This is a genomic window from Rhodocytophaga aerolata, from assembly GCF_030503435.1.
Lineage (GTDB): Bacteria > Bacteroidota > Bacteroidia > Cytophagales > 172606-1 > Rhodocytophaga > Rhodocytophaga aerolata.
The window spans coordinates 1-17,985 of the sequence record NZ_JAUKPO010000044.1; the positions used below are offsets into that span (position 1 = coordinate 1).

Annotated in this window: 13 protein-coding genes and 1 pseudogene; 8 read left to right on the forward strand and 6 right to left on the reverse strand. The window is 41.4% G+C overall.

Features of this window, described 5'->3' with window-relative positions; genetic code table 11:
• From Q0590_RS33000 to Q0590_RS33010, 3 genes are all read left to right on the forward strand, one after another.
• The coding region (locus Q0590_RS33000) for a PA14 domain-containing protein (protein ID WP_302041939.1) at positions 1-952 on the forward strand (952 nt) is incomplete at its 5' end.
• Between the two features lie 216 nt (positions 953-1,168).
• Entirely contained in the window at positions 1,169-2,239 is a 1,071-nt protein-coding gene (locus tag Q0590_RS33005; protein WP_302041940.1) for a hypothetical protein, read from the forward strand.
• A gap of 247 nt (positions 2,240-2,486) precedes the next feature.
• The gene (locus tag Q0590_RS33010) at positions 2,487-3,113 is read left to right on the forward strand and encodes a hypothetical protein (protein ID WP_302041941.1); all 627 of its coding nucleotides are present in this window, start codon (positions 2,487-2,489) and stop codon (positions 3,111-3,113) included.
• Positions 3,114-3,266: 153 nt separating this feature from the next.
• Here the strand turns inward: Q0590_RS33010 and Q0590_RS33015 are convergent, their stop codons facing one another.
• The 4 genes from Q0590_RS33015 to Q0590_RS33025 all read right to left on the reverse strand — a co-directional run bounded on the left by Q0590_RS33015 (position 3,267) and on the right by Q0590_RS33025 (position 7,310).
• Complete coding sequence (locus Q0590_RS33015) at positions 3,267-3,416, reverse strand: YetF domain-containing protein (protein ID WP_302041942.1); 150 nt, start codon at positions 3,414-3,416, stop codon at positions 3,267-3,269.
• Between the two features lie 43 nt (positions 3,417-3,459).
• Positions 3,460-3,705 carry a DUF421 domain-containing protein gene (locus Q0590_RS37700; protein ID WP_366970658.1) on the reverse strand — a complete coding sequence of 82 codons (246 nt, stop codon included), beginning with the start codon at positions 3,703-3,705 and terminating at the stop codon, positions 3,460-3,462.
• A 144-nt stretch (positions 3,706-3,849) separates the two neighbouring features.
• Positions 3,850-5,751 carry a M1 family metallopeptidase gene (locus Q0590_RS33020; RefSeq protein ID WP_302041943.1) on the reverse strand — a complete coding sequence of 634 codons (1,902 nt, stop codon included), beginning with the start codon at positions 5,749-5,751 and terminating at the stop codon, positions 3,850-3,852.
• Between the two features lie 323 nt (positions 5,752-6,074).
• Positions 6,075-7,310, reverse strand: a complete 1,236-nt coding sequence (locus Q0590_RS33025; RefSeq protein WP_302041944.1) for a glycosyltransferase family 61 protein — start codon at positions 7,308-7,310, stop codon at positions 6,075-6,077.
• Between the two features lie 499 nt (positions 7,311-7,809).
• On the opposite strand from Q0590_RS33025, the gene Q0590_RS33030 reads away from it, so the two are divergent.
• The 5 genes from Q0590_RS33030 (at position 7,810) to Q0590_RS33050 (ending at position 16,060) form a co-directional block, all read left to right on the forward strand.
• Positions 7,810-8,418, forward strand: a complete 609-nt coding sequence (locus tag Q0590_RS33030) for a TetR/AcrR family transcriptional regulator (protein WP_302041945.1) — start codon at positions 7,810-7,812, stop codon at positions 8,416-8,418.
• 9 nt (positions 8,419-8,427) lie between these two features.
• Positions 8,428-9,819, forward strand: a complete 1,392-nt coding sequence (locus tag Q0590_RS33035; protein ID WP_302041946.1) for a TolC family protein — start codon at positions 8,428-8,430, stop codon at positions 9,817-9,819.
• A gap of 34 nt (positions 9,820-9,853) precedes the next feature.
• Complete coding sequence (locus Q0590_RS33040; protein WP_302041947.1) at positions 9,854-11,014, forward strand: efflux RND transporter periplasmic adaptor subunit; 1,161 nt, start codon at positions 9,854-9,856, stop codon at positions 11,012-11,014.
• Positions 11,015-11,104: 90 nt separating this feature from the next.
• Positions 11,105-14,491: an efflux RND transporter permease subunit gene (locus Q0590_RS33045; RefSeq protein WP_302041948.1), complete on the forward strand. Its 3,387-nt coding sequence runs from the start codon at positions 11,105-11,107 to the stop codon at positions 14,489-14,491.
• 300 nt (positions 14,492-14,791) lie between these two features.
• Positions 14,792-16,060 carry a metallophosphoesterase gene (locus tag Q0590_RS33050; RefSeq protein WP_302041949.1) on the forward strand — a complete coding sequence of 423 codons (1,269 nt, stop codon included), beginning with the start codon at positions 14,792-14,794 and terminating at the stop codon, positions 16,058-16,060.
• Positions 16,061-16,239: 179 nt separating this feature from the next.
• On the opposite strand, the pseudogene Q0590_RS37705 reads toward Q0590_RS33050, so the two are convergent.
• A pseudogene (locus Q0590_RS37705) lies at positions 16,240-16,410 on the reverse strand (BF3379 family histone-like protein); the annotation flags it as partial.
• 159 nt (positions 16,411-16,569) lie between these two features.
• Positions 16,570-17,814, reverse strand: coding sequence for an aminotransferase class I/II-fold pyridoxal phosphate-dependent enzyme (locus Q0590_RS33060; RefSeq protein ID WP_302041951.1), 1,245 nt, complete (start codon positions 17,812-17,814; stop codon positions 16,570-16,572).
• Positions 17,815-17,985 lie beyond the last annotated feature (171 nt).

The window sequence follows — 17,985 nt, forward strand, 5'->3', positions numbered from 1 at the left end:
GACAGGGGATTGGGGTATTTTTCCCGGGTTGCTCTTCATGTTTGGCCAAATGGAAAATAAAGTAAATCCTTATCCGGGTTCGTCTTCTCCGATTGCTGAAAACACAGAGCCGGAAAAGGATACTACTCCGGCGGAACCAGAAACCAGTCCTGTGCCTAACCCTCCCTCAACAAATGCCAATGGTACAGGATATATCGTGAGAGAATACTGGAACAACATTGTTGGGTATTACTTATCTAGTATTCCACTAAAAAGTGCTCCCACCGGTACTGAGGTATTAACTAAACTGGAAGGTCCGGTAGATATAGCAGATAACTATGGTACACGCATCCGTGGATACATACATCCGCCAGTTTCCGGAGAATATACACTGTATCTGGCCGGAGACAATGTATCGGAACTTTGGTTAAGTACAGATGAAAATCCTGCTAATAAAGAATTACTAGCGAAAATAGAAAAATGGACTACTCCTAGGGAATGGGAAAAGTTTGATTCGCAAAAATCTGAAAAAGTTGTTTTACAAGCAGGTAAGAAGTATTACATAGAAGTGCTTCATAAAGAAATGGCTGGCGGAGATCATATTGCCGTAGGCTGGAAACTTCCGGATGGCACCTTGGAAAGACCCATCCCCGGCATCAGGCTCTCTCCATTTGCTAACCCAACAGCTAAGCTGGACACTGAACAGATTTCCCAGGAGATTGTGGTACAAGCTTTTCCTAACCCTTTCCGCGATCTGGTGCATGTAAATATTGGTACTCAATCTGGTGATGCAGTAATAACGCTGGTAGATGCCATAGGAAAAATCAGCTACCAAAGTAAAGTGAAGCTTTCCGGCGATGAAGCAAAACTGACACTGGATTTATCAGCGAAAACGTTGGTGCCAGGTATCTACTTCCTGCGCGTAGAAACGGCCAATGGGAATAAAAAGGTTATTAAACTTATAAAATCTTAATAGCCTAGATGCTGATATACTTATAAAGTACCTTTTAAAAGGCTGCCCGTTGGGTAGCCTTTTTTGGTATGTAGTGAACATACAGCCTTTTTTTCGCCGGTATTATCAGGCAATATAAGCTGGTAAATAAAACCATGTTTATTTTTAAACAAACACACTCTTAGAGAAGTATAGTAAGTAATTGTCCTTTATTACTTACCTAAAACCTAGTATCCCATGTTCACAACTACCAACAAAGCAAGCTACTTTCTCAGAAAGAAAGCATTCATACCGGCATTTGTTATTTTGTGTTTATTTTCTTCTTGTACCAACAACCGTTTACTGGATGAGCTGGAGTCAATATTTCAGTCTCCGGAGAAAAAAACAGCCATTCCGGATAAAATCAACTTTTCAAAAGAGGCATTGTATCCGGAAGGGGTAAGCCACGATGCAAAAGGCCAACGGTTCCTTGTTAGCTCTCTGCGGTTTGGCACTATCGGAAGTGTATCGTATACTGGCGAATATACGCCGTTGGTAGAAGATGCCGATTTAATTTCTACGATTGGAATTAAGGTGGACGAACCGCGTAACCGTGTATTGGTAGCTGTTTCCGACCCTGGCGCCGGCTTAAAAACATCTCCTGCTACAGCAGGGCAACTGGCTGCTGTGGGTATATATAATCTTGCAAATGGCAACAGAATGCATTTTGTAAATCTGGGTGCTCTACGGCCAGGTAAAATGCACTTTGCGAATGATATTACCCTCGATCCTCAAGGAAATGCTTATATAACTGATAGTTTTTCGCCTATTATCTATAAAGTAGATGTAAATGGCAATGCCACTGTTTTATATGAAGATGACCGGTTTGCCACACAGCCAGGTGAATTCGGATTCAATGGGATCGTTTATCATCCTTCAGGCTATTTAATTATAGCTTTTTCCAAAGAGAATAAGTTATACAAATTTCCAATAAACAATCCTTCCAGTTACAGTGAAGTACAACTGAATACTACTTTAATGGGGCCAGATGGCCTGTTGCTAAGCAACAACGGCAAACAGCTCATCGTCGTTAATAATGCCGGAGGAGTAATGCCTGGTAAAGTAATGTCATTTACCAGTGAGGATATGTGGGCAACCGGCAGCTTACAGACAACATATGAGACCGGAGCCGTATTTCCCACAACAGCCACTGCTTATAAAAAAGAAATATTTGTGGTGTATGCCTATCTCAACAGGCTCTTTTCCGGAGCAAGCCCTGTTACTGAATTTAGCATACAGAAAGTACCTTTTGCAACTGTGAATATCTAACCTTGCTGTCTGTACCAAACCTCAGCGGCAATTATGCCAGTTAAGTATAATTGCCGCTGAGATTATTGCTCATTCCTCTCATCAAACTTTAAAATATAACTCATTCTGAATGAATAAGTAACTGGGTTTTTCAGAGCCGCAAAATAACCTGCATGCATAATTTTTTTGTGGTAAGGTTTACCAGAGGATAATTTTTACATTAAGCCATAAACAAGCTTAAAACGTATCTATATTATTTATCTGTGTTATGAAAAAGACATTTTTAATCGCCTTCCTTTTAGTAAGCCTGGTAACCGTTGGATTTTCTCAGAGTACAAAAGGTTTGGCCCGAGTAACCAAAATGCAAGGCTATGAAGTATATGCTTTGTGCGAACCCCTAAGAGAATATGAAGTAGTTTTTGATGTTACCACAGGCGCCAAAGCTTCTTCTATGCTGACTGGCGGAGTGGTAAACGAAGGTATCTCCGATAAACTCAGCCAGTTTGTAAACCGGGCTATGAAAGAGGCCAAAGAAAAAAATCAGACTTTCGATGCTATCTTATATAGTGGAGGTAAAAAAGTGGTAGCTATTAAATTTAAGGAGGCTGGCAATGAAAAGACTAAAGGCATTGCGAAAGTAAATAAATTGGAAGGCCTGGAAGTATATGTGATGAGCGAACCCATGGAAGATTATGAAACCATTATTGACGTAAACACCGGATTAAAAGCAAAATCTTATTTATCTGGTGGCTTAGTTAACAACAGTATAGAAGAAGATATGGCACAATACGTTCGGAGAACCATCCGTGAAGCGGAAGAAGCAAAGAAAGAGAAGCCAGAAGCTGTTGTATATACAGGAGGAAAACGGGCAATAGGGGTGAAGTTGAAATCATAATATAACTATAACCAATACTTGTAAGCTGCTTTCTAGGAAACTAGGGAGCAGCTTTTTGCTTTCTATAGGAGGCACCTTAGAAACATTGCTAAATACAGAATCTGCTGAGTTCAGGTTGGTTACGTTCGTTAATATACTCAGGCTTCCATCCGTTTACATTACCACTGCATCGGCTTCGGTTAAGGAGGTAACTTTATTAGAACGTAAAACAGCCAAAATTTCTTCTTCAGTAACCCGTTCGTCTTTCATTGCCTTATGCAAAAACTCTCCTTTAAAAACCAGTAAAGTAGGTTTTGCTTTCACGAGTGTGCTAAATTTTTGGAACGGACAGAAAGCCAGGTAATGCTCAACTGAAGAAAAATGAGCAGGCCGAAGGCAAGCAACCAGTCGGCAGGGCAACATCTTTGCTGAGTAGTAAAGTGGCCAGCGTTGAACCCAACGCAACAGTCACAATGAAGTCAAAGGCATTCATTTTTGTAAGCGTGCGTTTGCCCGAAATACGGAGTAAAATTATCATACTAAGGTACGCACAAATGCCAACGATGAAGGTTCGTTGCATACTTTCCCATGTATCAAAAAATAACTTATCCATCCTATAAATTGGTCATGTGCCACAAGCTTTATAAGGTATACGGGAATAGAACGGCTTTAGGTAAAAAATAAAGAAAGCAACGTATATAGTTAATATTTCATTGAACCATATACGTTGCTTGCCCATACAAAGGAAACTTATTGTTTATTTTACCATCGTATCCAGGGTATTGGTTGCTACAAAATGATAATTGGGCCTGGCTTTGGCATAAATGGCTTTGGCTCTTTCTTTTCCTTCAGGTGTTTTCAGTAAGGCCTGGTAGAGAGGAGTAAGAAACTTGCGGCGGCCTACATTCACCAGAAAATTTTCTAAGGCAGGATAAGCCGGAGAATACTTGGCTTGTACGGCCTTTAGTAGCCAGGCAGCCAGTATTTCTGAGTTACCGGATTGGGTAAAATGAAAAGCTTTGTCGAGTTCCGCCATTTGGGCAGTGCTTAGCGATTCAGGCAATATACGGATGAACCGTAGCCACTCATGCGAACTCCACTCTTTGGTTTGTAGCTGAGTAGCCGCTGTACCCGATTGCCACTTTTTGGCAGCTTCTTCCACCGCAGCAAATCTTTCAGAAGTTACCTGTGGAATATTCGATGGTAGCCCCGGGCTGTAGATCCATTCCTGAATGTTTAGTTTTTCAAATGCTTCCGGATTTTCGCTGAAAAGTTCTTTCTTCAGATAGTCCAGAAATCTTTCTGTATTCATAGACTGGAATGCATAGGTTTGAAAGTAATTTTTTACAAAAGTATCCCACTTCTCGCGGCCTACTGTGTTTTCCAGCAGCCGGAGGAAGAAAAAGCCTTTTTCGTAGGCAATATCACTTACACCATCGTCTGGGTTGCGTCCAGTAAGATTTAGTTTTAGCTGGGTGTCGGGGCTGTCTTTTCCGAACTCCTCTACAGTTTGAACCAGGTCCTGGTAACCTAAAGCTGCCAGCATGTCTGCATAGGATTTTCCGTACAGTTCCTCCATAATCCGGCGTTCAAAGTATACAGTAAATCCTTCATTGAGCCAGAAATCATTCCAGGTTTGGTTAGTTACCAAGTTGCCAGACCAGGAATGAGCCAGTTCATGGGCAACCAGGCTAGTTAACGAACGGTCTCCGGCCAGAATGGTGGGAGTTGCAAAGGTAAGTTTTGGATTTTCCATTCCACCAAACGGGAAACTGGGAGGCAATACTAATAAATCATACCGTCCCCAGGCATATTCGCCATATATTTTTTCTGCCGCTTGCAGCATCTTTTCCAGATCAGCAAATTCATTTACGGCCTTCGGTAAAGTCACGGGTTCCGCATATACACCAGTATGCGGACCGACACTTTCAAAAGCCAGATCGCCTACAGACAATGCCAGCAAATAAGCCGGTATAGGTTTATCCATCTTAAACGTGTATACACCCTCCGCATTTTTTTCTGTCGGGTTATCTGCACTCATCACGGCAAGTAATTCTTTCGGCACTTTTACTCTGGCCGAATAGGTAAACCGGATACCAGGGCTGTCTTGTACTGGTGCCCAGCTACGTGCAAGTATGGCCTGTGACTGAGTAAATAAGAAAGGATGCTTTTTTCCGGCAGTTTGTTCTGGCGATAACCATTGTAAAGCACCTGCCTGGTCACTGGTACTATAGTGTATAGTTACTTGTTTAGTCTGGGGGGTAATGGGTATAGCCAGGGGCTGTCCCAAATGTTCTACCACTGTACCCAAAGAGAATTGTACAGGAGTTTGGTTCTTATCTAAGGTAACTTTTTGGATGGTCAGTTTGTCCGTATCCAGATATAAGGTATCGGCCTGAGATTTATTTTCTATATCTAGAATGGCTTGCCCTGTTAACGTTTTACTAGAAAAGTTTACTGTTAAGTCTAGAAACAGGTGTTTGAGTACCGCTTCATTGGGCCAGGCAAAGGAATGAATATCTTTTGTAGAAATCATAGGTGGTGTATCTGGTTGGCTAGTGGTTTCCTGGTTGTTTGGCTGTTGCTGACAAGCAAAAGTAAATAAAAGAGAACCAGTTACTAATAGGTTGAGGTATTTTTTGGAATAGGGTATATGCATAGCAAAATATAAAATAGCTGATAATACGTAGGTGGACTTACACTAATACAAAAAACGAAGTTAAGCAATGCTTCTGATATCCGGGCAGCGCTTTTTGTAAGAAATACCAGCCTTGAATGGAGAAAGGCAAGCTTGATAGCCTTTGCTAGGCTACCCGTAAGTGGCTAAATTCAGAAATCATCAGGAGAGCGTAAGCATGTTTTAGGTAGGCGGAATAAACTAGTGTAGATTATACAAATAGTTCATCAACAAAAAATAACCGCATACATGATTAATTAATCATGTATGCGGTGAGAGGAAAAGTAAGTATTTATAAGTACCTATTAGGCATTCACAGGTTTGGCTGAAGTGGTAGACGACATAATCTGGCGGAGCCTGTTCTCTACTTCTTCAATATCAGCTATAATATGACTCTCATTGGATTCCCGTATATTTTTAGGTTTGCCCTTTAAATCTGACTCACATATCATATACTGGTAATTGATATCTCTGCGTTTGGAAATGATCTGATAGGTAGGCTTAATATAATGTTCAGAAAATATTTCCAATAGGGCAGTGCCTTCCTTGCAATAGGAAAGATGAGCTAAACCTGCTCCATGTGCTGACACAATTACTTTAGCTGAAGCGAATAATTTTGCCTGCTGTTCGTAAGGCATTTTACTTAACAAAACATTCTTGAAGCCATACTTGCCTAACAACGCTTTTAGCTTATCTTCATTTAATACCTGGCGTATTTTAGAATCTCCGCGTTCAATATAAATCAACTCAGAGTGGTTGGCCGGGGCTCCTTTTTCCAGAATTAGCTGCCTGTACGAATCACACACCCATTTAGGAATAATCCTTCTGTATTTGGTATGTGAACTAACAATCAGGTTATCTGCCTGAATATGGGCATGGCGGGCAATCTGAATAATTTTTTTGCCTTCCAAGCCTAACAGGTTTAAAACTTCTGTATGATATTTTTTGTCTAAGGCTGGTGTCAGGAAGTAATCTACTTTGTCGAACAATCCACTTTTTTTAAGCAAAAATAGACGAGCCACCGCATCATACATCCAGTGAAAAATATTGGTGGTACAAGAGGCGCCAGCCAGCATTGAGAAAACAGTACCTTTATACTTTACCGGCTCTATAAATAATTTTTGCTTAAAGATGTACATATCGGCAGCCGATGCGCCTATTACTGAGTCAGTGGTCTGGTAAGAAATGGGTTCAATCAGTTTGTTTTTTCCGGAAATTACCGATGTGCAGTGCCCCAAATAATTTTGCTCTATTCTACCGTTAGGAATAGAAACAATAAAAGAATCGGGAATCATATCTGCTGGCTGTGGCCGCAACTCTGGATTGCATTGCTGATAAAAAGGATCTTGCAGGTTTAAATCATTCGGGTACGAAGGAACAATATTATAAAAAGAAGCCCCTTCTGATTCTACTAACCCATTTTTTCCGGTGATAGATGAGTAATACCCAGTAGGGCGGTAATGCTGATTATAAGGAAGACGGTATATGGAGAAATCAATGGCTCTGTTCTTAATCTTCTGGATAAGCTGCTTTGAGGTCATTTGCAAAATAATTAATATATATGGATCAATAGATGCTATAAAAATTTCTCTATAAGAAAGTTATGGTACCGCTTAACGCAATTGCCGGAAAATACAGGTGACAAACAGCAATTGGTGTAAGGTTCAGAACTTATAGGGATTCATGTATTAAAAGTACGATTTGCCACTGATATTACATAATTTCGTTTCTGGTATTTTATCCGTTCCCTGTTTAATCTTCCTTTATTGCCGCAGAATACAATTTTGAGTTACCTCTATATAGGTTTTATAGGATAAAAGTAAATGTAATGTTTTATCTTATTTCTAATTTTTTTGAAATAGCCTAAATGGCCACGGGTAGTGTTTCAAAAGCTGCTTGAAGCTGTATAAAAATAAATATATTTATTCTCAAATTAATCTAATATAGCTTGTAAAGCACTAAGTAACAAAAAATTAATATTGCGGAAACTTTGAAATACAAAAATGTTTCCATAGTTTTATAGCCAGAAATCAATTCTTCATGGAAGTAAAAGAACGCATATTGACCGCTGCTGAAGAACTGTTTATGCAATACGGGTTCAGAAGTATCTCAATGGATGATATTGCCAAACACATCAGTGTTTCAAAAAAGACTATTTACCAGTTTTTTGAAGACAAAGATGAGATTGTGAATATAACGGTACGCAGGCATTTTGAGAAAGAAAAAGAGGTATGTAATCATCAGGTGTTTTGTAATGCCTCCAATGCGGTAGAAGAGATGGTGAAGGTTGCCAAGCTGATTAAACTTAATACGCTGAATATTAATCCGGCCATTATTTTCGACTTGCAGAAATACCATCCCAAAGCATGGCAGATACTTCAGGATTTTAAACAAGATTTTATTCTCCATAGCATTGTCCGCAACCTTAAACAAGGGATTGAAGAGGGCTTATACCGGCCTGATATTGATGTAGAAGTATTGGCCCGGCTCCGCCTGGAGGAGGTGCAAATGGGTTTTGATAGCAGTATCTTTTCACCCGTAAAATTTAACCCTTATCAGACGCATATGCAATTGCTAGAGCATTTCATCAGGGGTATTGTGACCGATAAAGGCCTGGCATTATTTGATCAATATAAAAACCGAGATTAATCTTTTCCTATGAATAAACCACCATTTTACCCAGTAATCTTTATCTGGGCACTGCTGCTGTTTTCTACAGGAGCAATCGCTCAGGATGCAGCCAGCAGAGGGTACTCCCTGCAACAAGCGGTAGACTTTGCCCTAGCCAACAATGTAAATGTGAAGAATGCGCAGGTAGATGTAAAAAGTTCCAATGCCCGTGTAGGTGAAGTCCGGGCGATTGGTTTGCCTCAGGTAAGTGGCCAGGCACAACTAATCCATAACATTGAAATACAGAATGTGATTCTGGAAGTAGGCGCCGGACCTTCATTTGGCGGAGACCCAACAGCACCTCAGCCACCTGTAGGCACACCATATTCGTTTCCTTTTCAGTTAAAAAATAATGCGGTAGTCTCTGTAAATGCTAATCAGCTACTTTTTGACGGATCGTATTTTATTGGCTTGAAGGCTGCCAGTACTTATAAAGAGCTGGCCCGCAAAAACCTGAATCAGTCTAAGATTCAGACAGTAGAGGCAGTGACGAAAGCCTATTATGGCGTACTCGTAAACCGGGAGCGGCTGGAGTTGCTCGACCTAAACGTAAAATACCTCGATACGCTGGTCCGGGAAACGAAAGCCATGTATGACAACGGATTTGTGGAAAAAATTGATGTAGACCGCCTGGAAGTACAGCTAAATAACCTGGATTACCAGCAACAGCAAGTAGACAGGTTGCAGGAGTTAAGCCTGAATCTTCTCAAATTCCAGATGGGGCTGGACATGAAACAGAATATTCAACTGACCGATAGCCTGTATTTTGAGGGGATAGAGAACTTTACCGTTGACCCTGTTGCAGATTTCGACTATAGCCAGAGGAACGAATATTCGCTATTGCAGACGCAAAAAGAGTTGGCTTATCTGGATGTCCGCAACAACCGGTCTCAATACTTGCCTCAACTGGCGGCTTTTGGAACATTCGGATACAATCCGGCGGCTACTAAACTTAGTAATATTACCCAGAAGGAACGTTGGATAGATTATAGTTTTGTTGGCCTGCAGCTGAACGTACCTATTTTCGATGGCTTATCTAAACACTACAAAATTCAGCAGGCCAAACTCGCCTATGAAAAAACAAACCAGAATATGAGTTTGCTGCAAAACTCCATAGATCTGGAAATCAGGCAGGCAACCATTACGCTTACCAATAACCTGGATGCTTTAAAGTCGCAGAAACGCAACCTGGATCTGGCCGCTGAAATTGTACGCGTTACCCGCATTAAGTACCAGCAGGGGGTAGGCTCTAATATTGAAGTGAACAATGCCATTACTGCTTATAAAGAAGCGGAAACCAACTACTATTCGGCATTATATGATGCATTAATTGCTAAAGTAGACCTCGACAAAGCAACTGGTAAATTATTGGCTGAATAATAGTTTATAGAACAACAAATCGAAACCCACTTATATGAAAAATATACCTATGTTATTTGCCTTTGGGCTCCTTCTTTTTGCCTGCAATAACACCTCTGAAGTAGATCAGAAAAAAGAGGAATTGGCCAAACTGAAATCCCAGCAACAGGAGATTGCCGGAAAAATAAAATCTCTGGAAACAGAACTAGCTACCCTGGCTCCGGTAAAGAATACAGAAGGCCGGGTAAAACTAGTAGCTGTTAAAGCCGTAGAGCCGCAAACATTTAAGCATTACCTTTCAGTACAGGGCACTGTTGAGTCAGACGAAAATATACTGGTGAGCCCGAAAACGGGAGGTGTGATAACGTCAGTTAGGGTAAACGAAGGCGACCGGGTAAGCCGTGGCCAGGTGCTGGCTATCATAGACGATGCCGTTTTGCTGCAAAGTATCGAAGAATTAAAAACCGGTTTGGACCTGGCTAATACTGTCTTTGAAAAGCAGCAAAATTTATGGAATCAGAAGATTGGTTCTGAGGTGCAATACCTGCAGGCAAAAAACAGCAAAGAGAGCCTTGAAAGGAAATTAGAAACCCTGAATTCCCAACTGGCCATGACCCGCATTACCTCACCAATAAGTGGAGTAGTAGACGAGGTGAATATTAAACCTGGAGAAGCTGCTGCACCGGGGCTGGGAGTAATCCGGGTGGTAAATCTTTCAAATATCAAAGTAAAAGCCAGAATGGCCGATAGTTATATTGGAAAGGTGAAGAAAGGCGATGAAGTAAAAATTACTTTGCCCGATATTAAAGAAGAAATGCAAGGCAAAGTTAGTTTTGTAGGCCAGGTAGTAAATCCGCAAAGCCGCACGTTTGATCTGGAAGTTTCACTTTCTAATAAAGACAACAAACTAAAACCCAACATGCTGGCAGTAGTTAATATCAACGACCAAACTGCCCAGGATGCAATAGTGATTGATGCAAATTATGTGCAGCAGTCAGAACATGGCGACATTGTGTTTGTAGCCGGCAAAGAAGGAAATAACCAGAAAGCCCAGATGCGCAAAGTTAAAACCGGCCTGTCTTACAACGGGCAGGTAGAAGTACTGGCAGGGCTGAAAGTTGGCGAGCAGCTGATTACATCCGGCTACCAGGACCTGGTAGACGGGCAGACTATTAAAGTATCCTCTTCAGCAGCAAATTTAACTTCTGCTAATTAACCGTTCGTGTGAATGCCCAGGATATGCTTACTCTTATGTGTAAAATAAACCGGGCATTATCGATGACCTATTCAACAAAATGATCTGCATATGAAAGATTATAAACATAAACAACTAGCCTTTACCAACTGGTGTATAGAAAACAAAACCACTATCTATATCTTCATCATCATGGTGACGGTAGCTGGCTTGTTTACTTACCAGAATTTGCCTAAGGAATCATTTCCGGAAATAGTAGTGCCGCAAATGGTAATCACAACAATATATCCTGGTACTAGTCCGGAAGATGTAGAAAACCTGATTACCAAACCCATTGAAAAGGAGCTAAAAACGGTAAAGGGAGTAAAGAAGGTAACCTCTAACTCCGTTCAGGACTTTTCCGCAGTTATTGTAGAGTATAACACTGGTGAAGAGGTAGCAGAAGCTAAGCAACGCACGCAAGATGCAGTGGATAAAGCCAGATCTGAACTACCTAATGACTTAGATGAAGAACCGAGTGTGCAAGAATTAGATTTCTCGGAGTTTCCGGTAATGCAGGTGAACGTATCCGGGAATTACCCCCTGAAGAAGCTGAAGGAATTTGCTGAAGTGATGCAAGATGAAATAGAAGCACTACCTCAAGTTCGCCGCGCAGACTTAATTGGTGCTCTAGAGCGGGAGATACAGATAAATGTAGACCTTTACCGGATGCAGGCTGCAGGTATCAACTTTGGTAACATTGAGCAAGCAGTGTCCAGTGAAAACGTCAATATTTCTGGCGGCGATCTGAATGTAAACGATGTGCGCCGTACATTAAGGGTAACCGGGGAGTTTAAAAACATCAAAAGCCTGGAAAATATTATAATCCGTTCTTCTACCGGTAATACGGTATTTCTAAGGGAAATTGCCAGTGTAGAAGATAGTTATGAAGAACGCCAGGACTTTGCCCGGCTGGATGGCAACCCGGTAATTTCTCTGAGTGTAATTAAACGTAGTGGTGAGAATTTAATTGAAGCTTCCGATAATATTCAGCAACTAGTACAGCGGATGAAAGCGGAAACTTTCCCAGAGGGACTAAATATTACCATCACCGGCGACCAGTCCGACCAGACCCGTACCGATCTGCATGACCTGCTGAATACAATCATACTTGGGTTTATCTTTGTGGTATTTGTGCTCATGTTCTTTATGGGTACCAGAGATGCCATATTTGTTGCCCTTTCGGTTCCATTGTCTTCATTGCTGGCATTTCTGATTCTGGCACTTATTGATTATTTCTCTCCGGGACTTAGTCTTACCCTGAATTTCATGGTAATGTTTGCCTTTCTGTTAGGCTTAGGTATTGTGGTAGACGATGCTATTGTAGTAATTGAGAATACACACCGTATTTTTAATAATGAAGATATTCCGATAAAAGAAGCAGCTAAAAAAGCAGCAGGTGAGGTGTTTATTCCGGTGCTTTCCGGTACCATTACCACCATTGCGCCATTTGTGCCTTTGCTTTTCTGGCCGGGCCTTATCGGGGAATTTATGAAGTTTCTGCCTATTACCTTAATTGCAACCTTGTTTGCCTCTCTGGTGGTAGCCTATGTCATGAATCCGGTATTTGCTGTTTCCTTTATGAAGAAGCACGATGAAGAAACGTCTGGTAGCGCACGTACCTTACTTAAGCCTTTATTAATAATGGGTATTATTGCGGTAATCTCTTATTTCTTTAGCATTGGGTTAGGCAACTTTGTTGTATTCCTGATGTTATTATATGTAGTCAACCATTATGTGTTTTCTCCGCTGATCTACAAGTTTCAGCACAATTTATGGCCAAGGCTCATGTATCATTACCGCAGGCTTATCTCTTTTGCTATCTCCGGACGCAGGCCAGTGTACTTTTTAATGGGTGTATTTGGTTTGTTGGTATTCACCTTCTTTGTATTTGTGACCTTCATGCCAAAAGTAGAGTTTTTCCCTTCCGGCGAACCTAACTTTGTGTATGTCTATAACCAGATGCCGATTGGTACGGATGCTACCAAAACAGATTCCATTACAAAAATCCTGGAGCAACGGGTAAATAAAGTATTGGCACCTTACCGGGGCGTAGTTACATCGGTTATTTCCAACGTAGGAATTGGCGCCGGCGACCCAATGAACCCGGACCTGACGGTTACTCCACATAAGAGCAAACTTACAGTAGCTTTTGTCAAGTTTGAAGAACGCCTGGATGTATCTACCAGAAAAATTCTGGAAGAAATACGAGCCAGTGTGCAAGGTATACCTGGTACAGAAATATCGGTGGAGCAGGAGAGTGGAGGACCGCCGGTTGGTAAGCCTATCAGTATAGAAATCGCCGGAGCAGACTTTGATCAGCTATTGAAAATACAGGGCATGGTACGCAATGCCATTGCCAGAGCCGGAATACAAGGCATAGAAGAACTAAAATCTGACCTGGTGCTGAACAAACCAGAAATTATTGTAGATATTGACCGGGAAAAAGCCGCCCGGGAAGGTATTTCTACTGCACAGATTGCCCTGGAGATCCGGACAGCTTTATATGGGAAGGAAGTTTCGCAATACCGGGAAGCCAAAGACGAATATCCTATAATGGTGCGGTTAGATACCAGTTACCGCAACCGCATGGAGAACATTCTGGCCATGAATATTTCTTATCTGGATATGGCTTCCGGGCGGTTCAGGCAAGTTCCCCTCAATGCCGTGGCTGATGTGCAATATGGGACATCATTTAGCAGTATAAACCGTAAAAATCAGGAGCGTTTGGTTACCCTGTCATCCAATGTATTAACGGGTTATAATGCCAACGAAATTGTGGGGCAGGTACAAGAAGTAGTAAACGAACTGGATCTGCCAACTGGCTATACGATAAAAATGGGTGGTGAGCAGGAAGATCAGCAAGAAACCTTCTTATTCCTGGTGGCTGCATTAGTAGCTGCGGCTTCACTAATTTTTGTGGTGCTGGTGACACAGTTCAATTCAGTTTCCAAGCCGTTAATCATTTTCACCACCATTCTGTTCAGCTTTATTGGTGTATTGTTGGGCTTCGTTGTATTCAATATGACCTTTTCTATCTTAATGACTGGGGTGGGAATTGTAGCTCTGGCTGGTATTGTGGTAAAAAATGGAATTATTCTCATTGAATTTACCGATGAACTCCGTTCGCGCGGCTACGATTTACATACAGCGGTAGTAGAAGGGGGGGCCATCCGGTTAAATCCGGTTATTTTGACGGCATCTGCGGCAGTTTTAGGCCTTATACCCTTGGCGATTGGTTTAAATATTAACTTTGTCAGCTTGTTTACTCACCTGAATCCGGAAATATTCATTGGCGGGCAGAGTTCTGTATTCTGGGGACCTTTGGCCTGGACGATTATCTTCGGCCTTACTTTTTCTACGTTCTTAACCCTGGTAATTGTGCCGGTTATGTATACCCTGGTAGAACGTGTAAAATTACGGGTAAAAAAGCGCAGAGAAAATGAAGTGTTAGCGTAAACATACAAACTTTTAACTATAATCTGTCAGTTGTTACTCACTCATGAACTACCTGGGTGCGAACAGCTTGACAGATTTTTTATAGATACAATCATTACCTTCTTTGAAGCAAACAACTTTTATAAAATTTTTGTTAACCAAACAACGTAATTGAATAAAGCCTGTAGACTAATTGCAGGCTTTATTCGTCTTATGTACTACATAATCTACTAGGTGCACGTTTACATGGTTGTAAAGCATGTAGTAACTCATTTACTTTTCATTGTTAACTAAACAGGAGTGCATGTTCACTCTAAATTTATGGTCCGAAGTCTTTTTTCTCTACTAGTTTTTCTTTTTGTAGTTCTCTTTATTGAATGGTATGTTTTACAGGCAGTAAAAAATGCAGAAGGAGTGCTTTCACCTGGTCTACGTAAAACGGTGGTAACACTTCTTTGGACGCTAAGCCTGGCAAGTGTGGGTTCCATTTTATTAATGGTGCTGGTTCCGGCGGTGCGGGATGCAGGAACGCTGCGAAACTTTCTGATTTCCCTGATTTTTATCAATTTCATGGTAAAGTTATTTATGACAGTCTTTCTGTTCATAGACGATTTTGTCAGACTCATCCGGTGGATCGCTGGTCAATTTACTACTACACCGGTAGCAGATACACCACAGCCTGGTACAGGTACAAACCTAATTCCCCGTTCCGAATTTTTAGTGAAAACTGCAATAATTGCCGGCTCTTTGCCAGTTATAGGAGTTGGCTATGGAATTATTGTAGGGGCACACGATTACCGCATCCGCAGAGTAACCTTAAACCTGCCGAATCTGCCAAAATCCTTCGATGGGGTTAAAATTGGTCAGTTATCCGATATACATTCAGGTAGCTTCTTTAACAAAACCGCTGTTAGAGGCGGTGTAGATATGCTAATGCGGGAGAAAGCCGATGTGGTTTTCTTCACCGGTGACCTGGTGAATAACGTAGCTAAAGAAGTAGCCGATTATATGTCTATTTTCCGGCATGTGAAAGCGCCTATGGGGGTATATTCTACCCTGGGCAATCATGATTATGGCGATTATGTACAATGGCCAAGTATAGCAGCCAAAAAACAAAACCTGCTTACCCTAATGGAGGCTCATAAGGAATTAGGCTGGGATTTGCTGATGAACGAAAACAGGATATTATCTCAGGGTGGCGATACGTTGGCCATTATTGGTATAGAAAATTACGGTGCCCGGGGAAATTTTGCCAAATACGGCAAGCTGGCTCCTGCCTATGAAGGTACGCAAGAAGCCCCGGTCAAATTACTGCTTTCGCATGACCCCAGTCATTGGGATGCACAGGTACGAACCGAATATCCGGATATTGATGTGATGTTTGCCGGACACACACACGGTATGCAGTTTGGTGTTGAAGTTGGTAATATTAAGTGGAGCCCGGTTCAGTATGTATACGAGCAGTGGGCAGGCTTATATCAGAAAGGAAAGCAATATTTGTATGTGAACAGAGGCTTTGGCTATATTGGTTTTCCGGGCCGGGTAGGCATGCCTCCAGAAATCACTATTTTTACCCTGAAAGCTGTGTAAAAGACACCTACGGGTTTTGCTGCCGTTGTTAAATAAAAAATGCCTGATGACAGGCATTTTCTAAATGTCATTTCGGAAAGTTACTTTTTAGAAGCTGCTTTTTTAGCAGGTGCTGCTTTTTTGGCAGGTGCTGCTTTCGCCTTAGCAGTAGCGGTAGTACCGTTGGATTTTTCTGTAGCTGTGTTCTTTTGATTTTGAACTTCTACTCTAATATCCTGAGCAAGATTTTTAAGGTCCTGCATCCCTTTTCTTACGCGGGTGCCGGCAGCCTGATTCCCCTTGTCATAAAACTTTTCAAAGTCTCCTTCAAGTGACATAACAAGGTCCCTTATTTCATCAAATCTTTTCATTCGTGTAAATGTTAAGGTTAAGAATATGTTTTAACAATGCCCGAATATAATAATTAAAATAAAACATACAAATAATTATATTAAATAAAAGGCCTTTTTTAGCAAAAAAAGCGGGTTTTTGCCCGCTTTTCTCACTTTATACCTATTTAGAGGCCTTTTTTACACCAAAGAGACGTTTGCCGTGTTGGCATATACGCCTAATTTCAGCTTATCGGTCACTTTATCAAAGGCATCTAAGGTCTTCTTTACATCTTCTAAAGTATGCACAGCAGTTGGAATCAAACGAAGCATAATTACGTCTTTAGGCACAACCGGATACACCACTACAGAACAGAAGATATTGTAATTTTCCCGTAAATCGATAATCAGATTATGTGCTTCCATCTTACCTCCACTTAAATATACAGGAGTAACCGGCGTTTGTGCATTGCCAATATTGAAGCCTCTCTCACGCAAGCCACTCTGCAAAGCTTTCACTATCGTCCATAGGTTTTCTCTCAGTTGCGGCTGTGTCCGGATCAGCTCAAGACGTTTAATGGCACCTAATACCAATGGCATAGGCAAGGCTTTAGCAAAAATCTGAGAACGGGTATTGTAGCGGAGGAAATCGATAATATTGCTTTCGCCAGAAATAAAGGCGCCAATACTGGCCATAGATTTGGCAAAGGTAGAGAAATACAGATCAATACCATCCTGCACTCCTTGTTCTTCTCCGGCGCCAGCACCTGTTTTACCCATCGTTCCAAAGCCATGTGCATCATCTACCAATAACCTGAACTGGAATTTTTCCTTCAGGGCTACTATTTCTTTCAGCTTACCCATGCTGCTCGACATGCCAAACACTCCTTCGGTAATTACCAGAATAGCACCGCCGGTTTCTGCTACTATTTTAGAAGCAGCCACCAATCGCTTTTCTAAATTATCTACATCGTTATGTGCAAAAATAAAACGCTTGCCTAAGTGCATTCGTACCCCGTCTATAATACAGGCATGTGCTTGCGCATCATACACAATAACATCATGGCGGTCAACTAACGCATCAATCACCGACATAATCCCTTGGTAGCCATAGTTCATCAGCATTGTTGCTTCTTTGGCAACAAAATCTGAAAGTTGCTGCTCCAATAGTTCATGCTGATCTGTGTTACCAGACATCATACGGGCACCCATCGGCGTGGCTAACCCATACTGGGCGGCGGCCTCAGCATCGGCTTTGCGTACTTCCGGATGGTTTGCTAACCCTAAATAGTTATTAAGGCTCCAGTTCAACATCATTTTACCTCTGAATTTCATGTATGGGCCAATTTCTCCCTCCAGCTTTGGAAAGGCGAAATACCCATGTGCCACTTTGGAATGCTGTCCCAGAGGGCCTCTATCAGCTAAGCGTTTTTCAAATAAATCCACTTGTGAGCGTTTTAAATTTCTAAATTAAATAAGGATTTCCGTAAGTTAAATCAGACAAATCTACAAGTAAATCATATGATTACAAAATCTGATTTTTTGTATTTTCTTGAAAAAAAGCCTGTATGTGAACTGGTATATCAAATGTAAAATTGGGGTAAATATCAAAGTTGC